This window comes from Ensifer sp. NM-2 (genome assembly GCF_003024455.1).
GTDB classification, from domain to species: Bacteria; Pseudomonadota; Alphaproteobacteria; order Rhizobiales; family Rhizobiaceae; genus Ensifer; species Ensifer canadensis.
The window spans coordinates 149,952-163,653 of the sequence record NZ_PVZR01000001.1; the positions used below are offsets into that span (position 1 = coordinate 149,952).

General features: G+C 62.6%; 16 protein-coding genes and 1 tRNA gene. 9 read left to right on the top strand and 8 right to left on the bottom strand.

Annotation, left to right across the window (positions count from 1 at the left end):
• The first annotated feature begins 148 nt into the window (after positions 1 to 148).
• Entirely contained in the window at positions 149 to 481 is a 333-nt protein-coding gene (locus C6558_RS00740) for a DUF6665 family protein (RefSeq protein WP_025425513.1), read from the top strand.
• Here C6558_RS00740 and C6558_RS00745 read toward each other — a convergent pair whose 3' ends face one another.
• Positions 482 to 1,255: a hypothetical protein gene (locus C6558_RS00745; RefSeq protein ID WP_025425514.1), complete on the bottom strand. Its 774-nt coding sequence runs from the start codon at positions 1,253 to 1,255 to the stop codon at positions 482 to 484. It lies immediately after the preceding gene.
• A 136-nt stretch (positions 1,256 to 1,391) separates the two neighbouring features.
• Complete coding sequence (locus C6558_RS00750; protein ID WP_025425515.1) at positions 1,392 to 1,877, bottom strand: BA14K family protein; 486 nt, start codon at positions 1,875 to 1,877, stop codon at positions 1,392 to 1,394.
• 218 nt (positions 1,878 to 2,095) lie between these two features.
• Here C6558_RS00750 and C6558_RS00755 point away from each other — a divergent pair, with 218 nt between their 5' ends.
• The 3 genes from C6558_RS00755 (at position 2,096) to C6558_RS00765 (ending at position 4,988) form a co-directional block, all read left to right on the top strand.
• Entirely contained in the window at positions 2,096 to 3,523 is a 1,428-nt protein-coding gene (locus tag C6558_RS00755) for a phosphomannomutase (RefSeq protein WP_107026813.1), read from the top strand.
• A 78-nt stretch (positions 3,524 to 3,601) separates the two neighbouring features.
• Positions 3,602 to 3,688 (top strand) — tRNA-Leu (locus C6558_RS00760).
• Between the two features lie 349 nt (positions 3,689 to 4,037).
• Positions 4,038 to 4,988, top strand: coding sequence for an adenylate/guanylate cyclase domain-containing protein (locus C6558_RS00765; RefSeq protein WP_025425517.1), 951 nt, complete (start codon positions 4,038 to 4,040; stop codon positions 4,986 to 4,988).
• A gap of 20 nt (positions 4,989 to 5,008) precedes the next feature.
• On the opposite strand, the gene C6558_RS00770 is transcribed toward C6558_RS00765, so the two are convergent.
• The 3 genes from C6558_RS00770 to C6558_RS00780 form a co-directional block, all read right to left on the bottom strand.
• Positions 5,009 to 6,985: an adenylate/guanylate cyclase domain-containing protein gene (locus C6558_RS00770; RefSeq protein ID WP_025425518.1), complete on the bottom strand. Its 1,977-nt coding sequence runs from the start codon at positions 6,983 to 6,985 to the stop codon at positions 5,009 to 5,011.
• A 144-nt stretch (positions 6,986 to 7,129) separates the two neighbouring features.
• A complete protein-coding gene (locus C6558_RS00775; protein WP_025425519.1) occupies positions 7,130 to 8,161 on the bottom strand; it encodes a hydroxyacid dehydrogenase in 1,032 nt (343 codons plus the stop codon).
• A 99-nt stretch (positions 8,162 to 8,260) separates the two neighbouring features.
• Positions 8,261 to 8,572, bottom strand: a complete 312-nt coding sequence (locus C6558_RS00780) for a hypothetical protein (protein ID WP_025425520.1) — start codon at positions 8,570 to 8,572, stop codon at positions 8,261 to 8,263.
• 111 nt (positions 8,573 to 8,683) lie between these two features.
• On the opposite strand from C6558_RS00780, the gene C6558_RS00785 reads away from it, so the two are divergent.
• Entirely contained in the window at positions 8,684 to 9,310 is a 627-nt protein-coding gene (locus C6558_RS00785) for a ribonuclease D (RefSeq protein WP_025425521.1), read from the top strand.
• A gap of 275 nt (positions 9,311 to 9,585) precedes the next feature.
• On the opposite strand, the gene C6558_RS00790 is transcribed toward C6558_RS00785, so the two are convergent.
• Both C6558_RS00790 and C6558_RS00795 read right to left on the bottom strand, forming a co-directional pair.
• Entirely contained in the window at positions 9,586 to 9,930 is a 345-nt protein-coding gene (locus C6558_RS00790) for a YqaA family protein (protein WP_025425522.1), read from the bottom strand.
• Between the two features lie 83 nt (positions 9,931 to 10,013).
• Entirely contained in the window at positions 10,014 to 10,295 is a 282-nt protein-coding gene (locus C6558_RS00795) for a SelT/SelW/SelH family protein (protein WP_025425523.1), read from the bottom strand.
• A gap of 302 nt (positions 10,296 to 10,597) precedes the next feature.
• Here C6558_RS00795 and C6558_RS00800 point away from each other — a divergent pair, with 302 nt between their 5' ends.
• A complete protein-coding gene (locus tag C6558_RS00800) occupies positions 10,598 to 11,053 on the top strand; it encodes a DoxX family protein (RefSeq protein WP_025425524.1) in 456 nt (151 codons plus the stop codon).
• Between the two features lie 81 nt (positions 11,054 to 11,134).
• On the opposite strand, the gene rnk is transcribed toward C6558_RS00800, so the two are convergent.
• Complete coding sequence (gene rnk / locus C6558_RS00805; RefSeq protein WP_038576621.1) at positions 11,135 to 11,542, bottom strand: nucleoside diphosphate kinase regulator; 408 nt, start codon at positions 11,540 to 11,542, stop codon at positions 11,135 to 11,137.
• Positions 11,543 to 11,904: 362 nt separating this feature from the next.
• Here rnk and C6558_RS00810 point away from each other — a divergent pair, with 362 nt between their 5' ends.
• From C6558_RS00810 to C6558_RS00820, 3 genes are read left to right on the top strand one after another with little or no spacing between them, the layout of a single operon-like run.
• On the top strand, positions 11,905 to 12,660 hold the full coding sequence (locus C6558_RS00810; protein WP_025425526.1) for a type 1 glutamine amidotransferase: 756 nt from the start codon (positions 11,905 to 11,907) through the stop codon (positions 12,658 to 12,660).
• Complete coding sequence (locus C6558_RS00815) at positions 12,660 to 13,139, top strand: GFA family protein (RefSeq protein WP_025425527.1); 480 nt, start codon at positions 12,660 to 12,662, stop codon at positions 13,137 to 13,139. The genes C6558_RS00810 and C6558_RS00815 overlap by 1 nt, the downstream gene beginning before the upstream one ends.
• The gene (locus C6558_RS00820; protein ID WP_025425528.1) at positions 13,136 to 13,702 is read left to right on the top strand and encodes a sugar O-acetyltransferase; all 567 of its coding nucleotides are present in this window, start codon (positions 13,136 to 13,138) and stop codon (positions 13,700 to 13,702) included. The genes C6558_RS00815 and C6558_RS00820 overlap by 4 nt, the downstream gene beginning before the upstream one ends.

Consider the following 13,702-nt stretch of genomic DNA (forward strand, 5'->3'; position numbering starts at 1 on the left):
TACTGCATGTTTCCTTAAATCCTATTCGATTTAAGGATAAAAACATGCAGCAATTCAAAGTGCTACAGCGACCTTTGCGCGTCCAATAAGACGCGCGGCGCTGTAGTCAACGCGTGGCGCTATCCGTGTTGGAGCCATGGAGTTTCGGATGACCGTTCGCCCTCCAAGATCCCTGAACCCCTCCTATTCGGCTGCGGGTGCCCTCAGCGCTCTCGAATACGAATTGCTTTCGGAGCGTGCCGACGCGCTCGGGCGGCATGGCCTCAAGGTCGAAAAGGCGATCGCGGCATTGCAGGCGCTCGAGCGGAATGAAACGACGCCGGAGCTGCGCGAGCGGTTGCTCGACGATGCGGCTGACGCGGTCTGGGCGTTTTTTATCCAGCGCGAGATCTGCGGCCTGCGCGATAGCCGCGACGCTATCCGGCGCTATGGCATACCCAACCAGGTCATGGCCCGGCTGGGTATCGTCCGTCGGAAATGATCAGGCGGCGATAAACGTCTGGCTGGCGAGGCTGTAGCGACCGATCTCGTCGATCCGAACCGGCAGCGGGCGCTCGGCTTCGGCCTCGCGCGCGTCTTGCACGTCTTCCAGATTGTCCTTGGCCTGAAGCGCTTGTAACTCTTTCTGCTGCTCGGCGAGTGTCTCGGTGTCGGTGACGCGAGTCAGGTCACCAGTCAGGCTGTCCAGTTGCAGTTCGTCCAGCGACTTCGCCTCTGCAGCATCTGCAAGACGCTGTATCGCCTTCGTAGCGCCGTTGCTTTGGCCGGTGTTCGCAGACCCCTTGCTGTCGAGAGCCTCGTCCAGCTTCTTGCCCCGGCTGCCCTCGGGGTCCTTGATCGCCTCGATCAGTTCGTTCAGCGAGACATCGATATCCGTCAGCCCCAGCTTCTTTTCGATGTCACGAACGGTTGCCGGTGGCAGGTCCTCGACGATCTTTGACAGTGCGCTGCCAAAGGCGAAATCGGATTTGAAATCCTCTCGCTTCAGGTCGAAGAACTCGCCGACTTCCCGGATGAGCACCATCCGGTTGTTATTGGCATCGTTTCCTGCCTGATTGAAGAAATGATCGTTGATCTTGGTATTGGCTGCCTTCTGGGCGTCGTCCGACTTCACCTGGGCCTTCAGGATCTTGTCGTCCTTGGTGCCTTTCGCCTTTTCGTCCTCTTCCGCCTGGCGCTTCTCGATATCCTTCAGGATCGAGCCGACCAGGTTGGTCGTCGCGGTGGCGTTGGATTGCTGGGTCGGGAGCAGCATCATTTCATTCCGGCAAAGAGTTGCGAGCGTGATGAAACGGTATGATGGCGAGGTTAATTGCTGCTTAACCAGCCTTTCCAAGAAATTGGAGTTGGTAAAGCGGCGCAACGCCGGCGCTGCGCCGCTTGGGCGTGACCTATCGATAGGGCGAGTAGCAGGCGCGATAGACACCCTGATAGGTGAGGAACCGGTTGGTTGCCGGATTGTAGGAGCGGTAGCGCGAAAGGCACCAGCTCACATGCGCGTTGGTGCCGCCGCGAACATAGTTGTCGCGGTAGTAGTAGCGCTCGCGGTAGTAGCGGCGGGGATAATTGTTGTAGTAGCCTCCATAGCCCGGTCCGAAATAGAGGCTGAAGCCCGAGCCACCATAATACGGGCCGCCCCAGCCTCCGCCGTAGTAGCCGGGGCCCCAGCCACCGCCCCATCCGCCACGCCAGCCGTTGGGATACATAACGCCTCCGTATCGCCTGTACGGGTAATATTGGGCCTTTTGGACATCGCCTTGCGCCCTGATTTGAACGTCGTGGCCTGACAGCGGCATGGCCAGGGCAGGCCCGACCGAGGTCATCAGGGAGGCGGCGGCTAAGGCGCAACCGACAACGAAATTCCGAAATCCCGTCATGCTTTCCTCACTTTCCGAAAGGGTTGCTTTCCGGTTGTGTCCCTGCTTCACATTAGGTGTTTTTTTCTTGGTTTATTCATGGCGAAATGGTGCGGATCCGTTCGGCCGATGGCCGGATTTCCACGCCGTCTGCCGTTCGGTATAGAATGCACCGGCGCGTTTGCCATGTCACTGTTATTCTTGCCTATTGCCGTTCGTTGGCATTCACGGAGTATAAGATGCAATTGAAGTTCGGTACCAGCGGTCTGCGCGGCCTGTCCGAGGAGCTGAAAGGCGAGCCGTCTGCACGCTATGCGAAGGCCTTCGCGCGGCACCTGATCGCCTCCGAGCAGGCGAAGGCCGGGGATCCGATCCTGATCGCTCGCGACTTTCGCGATTCCAGTCCTGAAATTGCGGGGGTTTGCGCCGATGCGCTGAAGAGCGAAGGCTTTCGCGTGTTCGATTGCGGCACTGTTCCGACCCCGGCACTGGCGCTTTATGGCCTCGTCCACAAAGCTGCGGGCCTGATGATCACCGGCTCGCATATTCCCGCTGATCGCAACGGCATCAAATTCTACCGGCCCGACGGTGAGATCGACAAGAACGACGAACTGGCGATCAGTTCCATTGCCGACGCCATTGCCGGCGAGGCCGTGCCTTCGGCCGGCTCCGGTGAAGACCATGCGGCGTCGGCCGCAGATCTGTTCCTCCAGCGCAACAGGGACCTGTTGCCACCCGGTTCGCTTGGCGGCTTGCGCATCGGCGTCTATCAGCACAGCACGGTAGCCCGCGATCTGCTCGTCGAGTTGCTGACGCATCTCGGCGCCGAGACGGTCGCTCTCGGCCGATCCGAGGACTTCGTGCCTGTCGATACCGAGGCGGTTTCGCCTAAAACGCTCGCCAAGCTTACCGCCTGGGCGCCTGAACATCGCCTGGATGCGATCGTCTCGGCCGATGGCGACGGTGACCGGCCGCTGGTTGCCGATGAAAAGGGCGTGCCGCTTCGTGGCGACCTGTTGGGCCTCGTCGCCTGCGAGTTCCTCGGTGCCCAGATCGCCGTGACGCCGGTCACCTCCAATTCGGGTCTCGAACGAGCCGAAGGTCTGTCGGTCATCCGCACCCGGGTCGGTTCGCCCTATGTCATCGCCGGAATGGCGCAGGCAGTTGCGGAAGGCGGCACGAAGGTGGCCGGCTTCGAGGCCAATGGCGGCACGTTGACCGCGAGCGACTTCTCCGTCGGCAATGGTGTTCTCAAGGCTTTGCCCACCCGTGACAGCTTCCTGCCGATCCTCGCCGTGCTTGGGCGCGCCGCCGAAGCCCGGATGACCCTCTCGGCGCTGGCCGCGTCCTATCGTCTTCCGGTCGCGCTTAGCGACCGCCTCGAACACTTCCCGGTCGAAACCAGCAGCCGGCTGATGGCGTTTCTGCGCGGTGGGGCGGAGAACCTCGGCGGCTTCCTTGCCGCCATTGGCCGTCCGGCTGCCGTCAGCGACATCGATGGTCTGCGCGTTACCCTTGCCGATGGTCGAACGATTCATTTCCGCCCGTCCGGCAACGCACCGGAAATGCGCTGCTATGTCGAGGCCGAGACGACAGCAGAGGCGGAATCGCTGCTAGCTCAAGGACTTTCCACAATTCGATCCTGGGCAAAAGTGACGTCAAACTGACCTTTTTCGTGTTCTGACACGAAAACTTCAAAATGCCTGTTGACACTTCGGCTCGGGCCTTTTACATGCCGGTCCGTCGCCCAGATGGCGGAATTGGTAGACGCGCCAGCTTCAGGTGCTGGTACTCGAAAGGGTGTGGAGGTTCGAGTCCTCTTCTGGGCACCATTCCTTTAGCCAAACATTTGTTTTGGTTCGAAAAACCCCGGCTTGCCGGGGTTTTTTCGTTTCTGGCTTTTGGCCTGAACGGCGAGCGACCACCGCAAGTTTGCCTGATGAAAAATGCCCGATTTCCCGAGTTCGAAACCGCGCGGCGGAGCCACGTTCCTGCATAGGGTTTGTGTGCCTGCTAGCGCGCCGCGTGAGCCATTTCTGCAGCGTCTGGTGCATCTGCGCGGTACAGGGTCATTCAGCCAGTAAGGAAGCCGTTGTGGCGGCGCGTCTTGCGATCTGTGGTAGGCTCGCTACTATTCAATCACCCGCTGCGGCGGCGGATTTCGAGCGAGGATCATCCGCGATGGCTGACACGCGTCGCAAGCTGACGACCATCTTCTCCGCTGACGTCCAGGACTATACCCGCCTGATGCGGGCGGACGAGGAGGGTACGCTTGCTACTCTCAAGCGGTACCGGGATGCCATGACGCGCCTGATCGAGGCGCATGACGGCCGGGTCATCAACACCTGGGGGGATGGGCTGATCGCCGATTTCCCCAGTGTCGTCGAGGCGCTGCGCGCGGCGATCGACGCCCAGAACGAGCTGGCCGGTTACAACGCGAGAAGCAAGGACGATGCGCAGATGCTGTTTCGCATCGGCATCAACCTCGGAGATGTGATCACCGAGGACGACGACATCTATGGCGACGGCGTCAACGTTGCCGCTCGCCTGCAGGCGTCCGCCCCTGCCGGCGGCATCGTGATCTCCAACACCGTCTATGACCAGGTGCGCAACAAGATCGCCGTCGGCTTCGAGTTTCTGGGCCAGCTTGAGGTCAAGAACATCGACGGCGGCGTGCCGAGCTATGCCGTGCGCATCGGTGCGTCCGATGACAGCGGGGCGGCTGCGGACCGCCAAGCCGAATGGGGCCGGTCGGCCGAGCAATCCGGCCGATCCGCGACCGTACCGATCGAAGCCGCGGCTGAACCGACGGGCCTGACCGGAAAGCTTATGGGAACGTTGGCGGTCATCGGCGCCGGCCTCGCGGCGCTCAATCTGCTGACCTGGCGCGGCGTGTTCTGGGCCGCATGGCCCCTGCTGGCATTCGCGGTTCTCGCGGCCTTGCGATGGGTGCGGGCAAACAGGAAGATCGACCGGGTCATCGGCACGCTTGCTGTCGCCGGTCTGGCTCTCGTCGCAATCAACCTCCTGTCCTGGCGGGGCGTGTTCTGGGCGGTGTGGCCGTTGCTTGCGATCGCTATTGCTGCTGGCATCCGTTGGGTCATGCGCCAGAGAGATGGCGTCCGGCGTTGACGGCGCGCGCTGCAGGCGCCTCAGGATGATGTCGTCGGTGATTTCAAGGCTGCATCCTCGACGATCGGCCGCGCGCTCAGCACCTCATAGACATCGAGTGCCGTGGCGCGCCCCTTGGCTTGCGCCGATCCGAGCGGCCGGAAGGTGATCGCGTCGGATGCCTGGGCGACGACGGCGCCGCTCGCCATGATCGTCGTGCCGTAGTTCTTGTTCATGCCTTCGAGTCGCGAGGCGACGTTCACCGTGTCGCCCATGGCGGTATATTGCAGCCGTTCCTTCGCGCCGACGCTGCCGACAACGGCGGTGCCAGTGTGGATGCCGAAGCGCGTACGGAACTCCGGCAGGCCCTTCTTGCGCTGCGCTTCGTTGAACGCTTGCAACCGTTCCTCGACTGCCAGCGCGCAACGACAGGCATTCTCCGCATGGCGCTCGTCTGGCGCCGGCGCGTTCCACATGGCAAAGACGGAATCGCCGAGGAACTGGATGATCGTGCCGTCATGGGCATCGACGACCTCGCTGAAGATGTCGAAATATTCCGAAAGCATCGCCACCACTTCTTCCGGCGCGTGGCGTTCGCTCAAGGTGGTGAAATCGTAGATATCGGTGAAAAGTGCCGTGACCTCCTGACGCCAGGCCGCGCGGCCGCTGAACTGGCCGGATTCGATGCCCTTGCGCACCAGTTCCCTCGGCACGTAGAGCGCGAAGGTGAAGATCGCGTCGCGTGCCCGGTTCATCGCCCCGCCGAGCGTGGAGATCTCGCTGACATGCGACGACACGTCGATCGGCGTGGTGAAATCCAGGTCCTGCAGCCGGTTGGCGCTGGCGGTCAACTGGTTGAGCGATTTAGTGATCAGGTGTGCGAGCACCAGCGACGACAGGACGGCGAGCGCCACTACGGCGCCGGATATTGCAAGCCCCTGGATCAGTGCCTTGTTGGCGTCGGCCATGAGTTCGTCGAGCGGGGCGGCGACGACCGCCCGGTGTCCGGTCAGCAGCAGCTCCGATTCGAGCGGTGTCACCATGACCAGATAGGTCCGGTCCCCCACCTCGGCGAAACCGGCCTTTCCAGGCGGTGGCGGGTTGAGGCGGATGCTTTGCACCAGCGGATCGTTCTGCGGCGGGACGATCGGATCGTCCTTGTCCTTGGCCGACATGATGCGTTTCATCATCGTCCGGTCGGAGTGGATGATCGGTCGGCCGACCGCATCGAGGATGAAGGAGACGGATCCCTTCGTCAGCCGTTCGCGCGACAGGAAATCGGTGATGGTGTCGAGAACCACGTCGGCGCCGATGACGATCTTGGGATTGCCGCGGTGCGCCTGCGAGATCGTCATGCCGAGCGCGCCGGTCGTTGCCATCTCGTAAGGGCCGTTCGACACGGCAGCCGTGCCGTCGACGGCCGACTGGTACCAGGGCCGGGTTCGCGGATCGTAGCCCGACGGCGGTAACCGTCGCTCCGACGTCGGTTCGCCCGCCTCGTCCAGGAAGATGACGCGGTTGATCGATTTGCCGCTGGCGTCGCGCTCCATCGAGCGGACAGCCATGGAGGCGCCGCGTGGGGCATCGAGCGCCATGCGCCAGGCGATGTGCTTGAGATCGACCACCTGGAAAAACGCGCCGCTCGGGTAGCCGACATAGACGCCGTCGATATGCGGCGAGCGGCTGATGCCTTCGCGCAGCACGGCCGCCTTGTCGTTCATGCGCTCCGGCGGAGGCACGAGGAAGGAGTTGGCGACCGACGAGACGAGGCTGACAAGCGCCGAGGTGTCGCCGGACAGCACGCCGAGACGATCGACCAGGCGGCCGGCAAAGCCGCGCATGTTGGATTCGGCATCCGCAATCGCGGCGTTGCGTGAGCGGTGATAGTCAAGCCCGACAAGGATGCCGGATACGGCGATCAGCATGGCGACCATCACCAGGCTGAACAGCGAACGCAGCGAACTGTTCCAGCTGTCGCGTATCCTGGTTCCGAGAAAGCCGGACGTCTTGTTGGCCATTGCGTGTCTCTGATCTCGCGCCTGTCCTGGCGATGCTACGTGCTTTTCCCATAGAACACGTTAATCGGGGGCAATGCATTCCCGGCCGTCAGCGAAACGATGAAATCTCCGATGGCGAAGAGCTTATACCAAGCTGGGTCGATATCAGTTGACCGTCACCGGCTTGGAGCGCATCCGTGCGACCGTCTCGCGCTCAGCGCGTTTGCAGCGCATCGGCGGCAGGTCCCGGTCCATCAGGTCCATGTCTTCCAGCACCATGTCGCCCATCTTCTTGAAGGCGCTGTCGAGCGCGCCCGCGCGGTGCGCCGAGCGCAGGAAGCCGGGCAGGCGGCGCACCCTGTGGTCGAGCGGAAGTGGCTCCTGCGGGAAGACGTCGCTGGCGGCAACGATATGCCCGCTTTCGACGGCGGCCATTAGCGCATCGAAATCGACGACGCCGGCGCGGCTGAGCAGGATGAAGGCTGCCCCCGGCCGCATGCTGGCAAAGGCCCTCGCGCCGAGAAAACCCTCATTCTCGCTGGTGACCGATGCGACGACGAAGACGAAATCGCTTTCGGTCAGCACGGTTTCCAGCGATGCCGGTTCGACGCCGTTGTCACGGAGGATAGAGGCCGGCATCCAGGGATCGAAGACGCGGATCCTGGCGCGGAAGCCTGACAGCACCCGGTTGAGCGCCTTGCCCAGGTCTCCGAAGCCGATGATGCCGATGTCCGAGCCGGAGAGCAGTCGCGCCGAGCGATTGCCGTCGCCACCCCAAAGCTCCCGGCCCTCGCGAAAGGCGAGATCGGCGTCGACGATGCCGCGCGCGATGTTGAGGGCCATCGCAAGCCCCATTTCGGCGACCGGCTCGGCAAATACTTGGCCGGTCGTGACGACGTGGACACCGCGTTCGAACAGCACCTCATAAGGCATGTTGTTGATCAGGTTGCTCTCGACATTGAGAATGGCCCGCAGCTTCGGCAGGCGCGCCAAGGTATCGTGGTCGAGCGGCGGTTGGCCGATGATGTAGCGCGCTTGCGACAGCACCTCGTCGCCAAGGCCGGCGATCTCATCCGGATCGGTCTCAACGATGCGGTAGCGCTCGTGCAGTTGCTTCAAGGCGTCGGCTGTGAAGATCAGGTCGAGCGTGCGCGGCGCCGGCACGCTGATGGCGAGCGGTCTCGTGTCGTTGGGCATTGTTCCTCCTCGGTGGAGGCAGAACACCTCCACAGTTCCTTGCCCAATTTTCTAGGAAGTATTCATCGGCTTGCCAAGCCGAACCGGTGCAGGTTGGTATTAGTAGCCGAGCCCGCGCTTCTGCCGGTAGAGTGACGGTGGCAAATCGCTACCCTGGAACACCGGGCCATCGCCGCGGCGGCAGTTGTAGATCGTGTCGTAGCGCGGCCCGCCGCGCGAGCTCGATTCGAACGGATAGTCGCGATCGACAAGTGTCTGCTGGCAGACGACCTTGTCGCCGTTGTCGTTCAGGGGATCCATCGGGCGCACACCGGGCAGGTCCCTATAGTTCTGCGCCAGCGCCGGCACGACCGTGAAGCCAAGCACGAGCGATATGATCGAAAGAGCCGAGGCGGTGCGAGAGGAGGTCATCAATGCGAGCTTTCGAAGGGTGCACCCGCGGCGAGGTGCCATGACACGGTTTCGCCAGGGCCAAACTTGCGCTATAGGCGACACCACTTCCGTTTCATCTGGGGATTTTCGATGGCGAATGCAATACGGTTCCATGAAGGCGATATTTCCGCAGCCGATGCCGCCCGCTACCGGGGCGCGATTGCCGTCGACACGGAAACTCTTGGCCTTGTCCCCCGCCGCGACCGGCTCTGCGTCGTCCAGCTTTCGCCGGGCGACGGCACCGCCGACGTGATCCGTATTGCCGCCGGCCAGAAGGATGCGCCGAACCTCGTCGCCATGCTCGCCGACCCGGCCCGGCAGAAGATTTTCCACTACGGCCGTTTCGATATCGCCGTACTCTTCCACACTTTCGGCGTGACGACGACGCCGGTGTTCTGCACCAAGATCGCCTCGCGTCTGACGCGCACCTACACGGATCGCCACGGGTTGAAGGACAATCTGAAGGAAATGCTCGACGTCGATATTTCCAAGCAGCAGCAGTCCTCCGACTGGGCGGCCGAGACCCTGTCTCCGGCGCAGCTCGAATATGCCGCATCCGACGTGCTGCACCTGCATGCGCTGCGCGAAAAACTGACGGGGCGGCTCTTGCGCGATGGCCGCATGGACCATGCGGATGCCTGCTTCGCCTTCCTGCCGACCCGCTCCAAGCTCGATCTGCTCGGCTGGGACGAGACCGACATTTTCGCCCATAGCTGAACGGGTCATACCAACCTGCGCTGATATTGACCTCTCGCGCCGGAGCGATTTTGGTTTCCGGCAAAGAGACAATCGCAACCGGACCCAAGCGGCGCGGTGAGGAGTGTCGACGCTATCAGGATGCCAAAAGCGCCCGGCCCTTCGGGTGGGCCGTGTATCGGCCACCGGCAGCGTCGCAATCCTCGACCGATGCCAAAGCATCGTCCTGCGGTATGCTCCTTGCCGGATGACCGCACGGTCCCACGCAAGACGTCAATATCAGCGCAAGGTTGGTATCACGGCGTCAGCCAGAGCACGATGGCGTAACGCGCCGCCTTGCCGATCGCCACGAACACCAGGAACAGTGCAAAAGGCATGCGCAACAGCCCGGCGACGAGCGTCAGCGGATCGCCGACCACCGGCAGCCAGGATAAGAGCAGCACCGGCTGGCCATAGCTCGCAAACAGCGTCTCCGCCTTCTGCCGCGCCGCAGGCGAGATCGGGAACCAGCGCCTTCCCTCAAAGCGGATCAGGAACCGCCCAAGCACGAAATTGACGACGGCGCCAAGGACGTTGCCAGCTGTGGCCGCGACGAAAAGGGCGACACGGCCGGTTTCGCCATGAAGTGCGGCGGCGACGATCGCCGCCTCCGACATGCCGAACAGCAGTGTCGCGGAGAGGAAGGCTGCCGAGAAAACGCCAGCGAGAATGCCGAAATCCAGGATCAGCTCCTGTCGGTGTGGCCGAGATCGCGCTCCGGCTCGATGATGTCGCGGATGCGCTGCTTCAATTCTTTCGGTCCGGGAAAACCGCCGTCACGCTTGCGCTCCCAGATCAGTTCGTCATTGACGCGGATCTCGAAATTGCCGCCGGTGCCGGGGATCAGCGCCACTTCACCCAACGATTGGCCGAAGGTCTGCAGCAGCTCCTGTGCCATCCAGCCGGCGCGCAAAAGCCAGTTGCACTGCGTGCAATAAAGGATGGTGATCCGCGGCTTCTCGTCCATCTGGTGGTTCCCGGCTGGTTTGTGCGCGGCAACATACTGCATAACCCCGTAAAACCGGAACCGGTTAAATGAGAAAATTACACAGCAGGTTTCAGGCGTTACACCGTCCCTGGTGCGTCACGCCGACCGCTTGGCGCGGTAGCGGTCGATCTGGAAACAACCGGCGGTCACGCGCCTCTCACGCAATTGTCAACTGATTTAGTCATGTTTTTATCGGTCGCTCCCTTGCAAACGAAAAGACGCCCGGCGAGACATTGCTGCATTGCACATATTGTCGCAGCCACCTCCAAGAGGACCTACCCATGACTGATGCTACCGTCTCGACCTCCCGTCCCCGTGCAATCCTCCCGGCACTGGAAAAGATCTATCTGCCGCTTGATACCTTTGCCGAAACGCTGCTGCGCGTTCTGTGCGGCGTCCTGCTCGTAACCCACGGTTACGGCAAGATCATCAATCCCTTCGGGGCTGTCGGCATGGTCGAAAGCCTCGGCTTCTACCCCGGCGTCTTCTGGTCGCCGCTGCTGGCCGCCACAGAATTCTTCGGCGGCATCCTGATCGCGATCGGCCTTCTCACCCGTCCGGCCTCGGTTGCCGCGATGATCGTGCTGCTCGTCACTGTCTACTTCCATGGCGTTGTGCAGGACCAGGGCCTCGGTGGCGCCGAAAAGTCCATTCTCTGGGCAGCGATCCTGTTCTTCTTCGCCGTTCGCGGCGCCAACAGCCAGTCCGTCGACGCCAAGCTCGGCAAGCAGTTCTGATCGACCTTCGGGCAAGAGTTGATTGAAAAGCGGGGAGGGCGGTCTGACGACCGGCCTCCTCGACGCGTTTCGGGGGTGCGCTCAGGCCCGCTCGGCCGGTGTAACGTTGCGGATGGTCATCCGGTGGACCTTGCCGGAGCGGTCGTGCCAATCGATCGACTGGCCGACGGACAGGCCGATGAGTGCTGCGCCGATCGGCGTCAGCACCGAAATACGCCCAGCCTCGATATCGGCCTCGCCGGGATAGACGAGCGTCACCTGCTTGGCAAAACCATTGTCGGCGTCGAAGGCGACGGTGGATCCCATCTGGACGCTGTCGGCCGGCAGCTTGCCAGGGGTGGTCACCCGCGCCCGTTCGAGTTCGGACAGAAGCGCCTCGGCGACCTCGGGGATGCGGTCGAGAGCGGAGGAGGCAAGCGCCGTCAGACGCTTGTGGTCCTCGGCATTGATGATGATCGCGGGAAGTTTGTTACGGGCGGTGGTCGCCATGATGATAACCTGACGTTCTTGTCGACGGGCCATGGGCGCCGTCATTGCTGATTCTTTCTGGAAAAACGCGGCGCTCGGATCGTGGCATGGGAACGGAGGTTCTCATTTGCCGACGCGAAAGGCTCCCCTGACCCGGAGAGCGCAAGCATCCGGGCTGGGGTCAGGTTCCTGCGATCGGGCACACCCGGAAGCAGCGAAGGGAAGAAATCGCGAGCATCATGATATCAGGAAAGTCGGAAAGTTTGGCACGGAAGTCAAGGCCCGGCTGCGTTGGTCAATGAGCACCATGCCGGTTCTCTCCTCTTGAAGCGGGGCGCATGTCGTGATCAATCTTCCGCCCATACGGCAAAGGGAAGGTGATGATGCGGGTACTGGTGGTGGAAAACATGGCGAAGACGGAGCTCGGCCAGGTCGGCACGGCGCTTCGCGAGGTCAAGGCCGAAATCGAGGTTCGCCGTGCCTATGCCGGCGACCCGGTGCCGACTGAACCCGATGGCTTCGATGCGCTGGTCGTGCTCGGCGGCGAGCAGAGTGCGCTCGACGACGAGGCTTTCCCCTATCTCCCGCAACTGGCAGCTCTGATGCGCCGTTTCGGCGACAGCGAGCGTTCCGTGCTCGGCATCTGCCTCGGCAGCCAGCTTTTGGCGCGTGCCTATGGTGCGAAGAACCTGTTGGGCGAAGCCAAAGAATTCGGCTGGCACGATGTGCGGGTGCGTGCCGAGGGGCAGAGCGATCCGGTGCTGGCAAGCGTCGGCGAAAGCTTTCCGATCTTCCAATGGCATGGCGATACCTTCACGCTGCCGGAAGGGGCGGTGCACCTTGCCGAAAACGATGTCACCCGGCATCAGGCGTTTCGCATCGGCCGTGCCGCCTATGGCACGCAATTCCACTTCGAGGCCGACACCGATCTCGTCGAGGATTGGAACCGCTCGTTCCCGCAGACGATCAATCGGCTCGACCCCAACTGGTTGGCAGAGTACCCTGCCCATGCCCGGCATCATGGCGAAAAGGCCAATGCCGCCGGTCTCGCTTTGGCGCGCGCCTGGGTCGCCACCATCAGGCGTGGCGATGCTATTGCCGCAGCGTCGGGCGACGAGGTGCTGGAGGAGGCCTGCTGATGGATAAAACCATTGCTGGCGGCTGCTTCTGCGGACGCATCCGCTATCGGCTGAAACGGCGGCCGATGTTCGTCAACTGCTGCCATTGCACCGATTGCCAGCGACAGGTCGGAAGCGCCTTCGTTGTCAATGGCGTTATCGAGCGTGAGAACATCGAGCTGACGGCAGGCGAACCCATCGTCGTGACGCTGCCGACCGAGAGTGGCCGGCCGCACGATGTCTATCGCTGCGGTGAATGCCAGACGGCGCTCTGGAGCGATTACGGCCGTCGCGGCTGGCTCGCCTTCCTGCGCATTGCAAGCCTCGATCGGCCTTCGGATTTCCCGCCGGATGCCCATATCTTCACGCGCTCGAAGGTCTCCTGGCTATCGCTTCAAGGCGGCGCCCCGGTCTTCGACATCTATTACGACATGGCGGCACTGTGGCCGGCGGAAAGCCTGGCGCGGCGTCAAGCGGCCGAGGCAAGGGCAAAACCGTGAGCGCCAGCGAGCGCGGCAAGATGGCGGCGGGCGATTGGTACTGCTGCCTCGACCCGGAACTCGAGCGGCTGCGTCAGCGCGCGCGTGACGCGGTGCACCAGCACAACACCATGGCACCCGATGCGCGTGGGTCGATGGCGCCGGCGCTTCGGGCGCTGTTCGCGAGCGTTGCCGATGATGTTCTCATCGAAGCGCCGTTTCATTGCTCCTATGGCATCAACATTTCGCTTGGCCCCCGCGTCTATCTCAATGCCGGCTGCACCATGCTGGACAGCGGCCGCATTTTGATCGGCGAAGGTTCGATGCTAGGCCCGGGCGTGCAGATCTATTGCGCCGAGCATCACAAGGACGTGCCGCTCAGGAGCCGTGGCATCGAGATCGCAAGGACGGTCGAGATCGGCAAGGACGTGTGGATCGGCGGCGGCGCCATCATTCTCGGTGGCGTGACGATCGGCGATGGCGCCATCGTCGGGGCCGGCTCCGTCGTCACGAGAGACGTGGCGGCGGGCGCGACGGTTGTCGGCAACCCGGCGCGGCCTCTGCCGCAATCCGGCAAGTTGTAG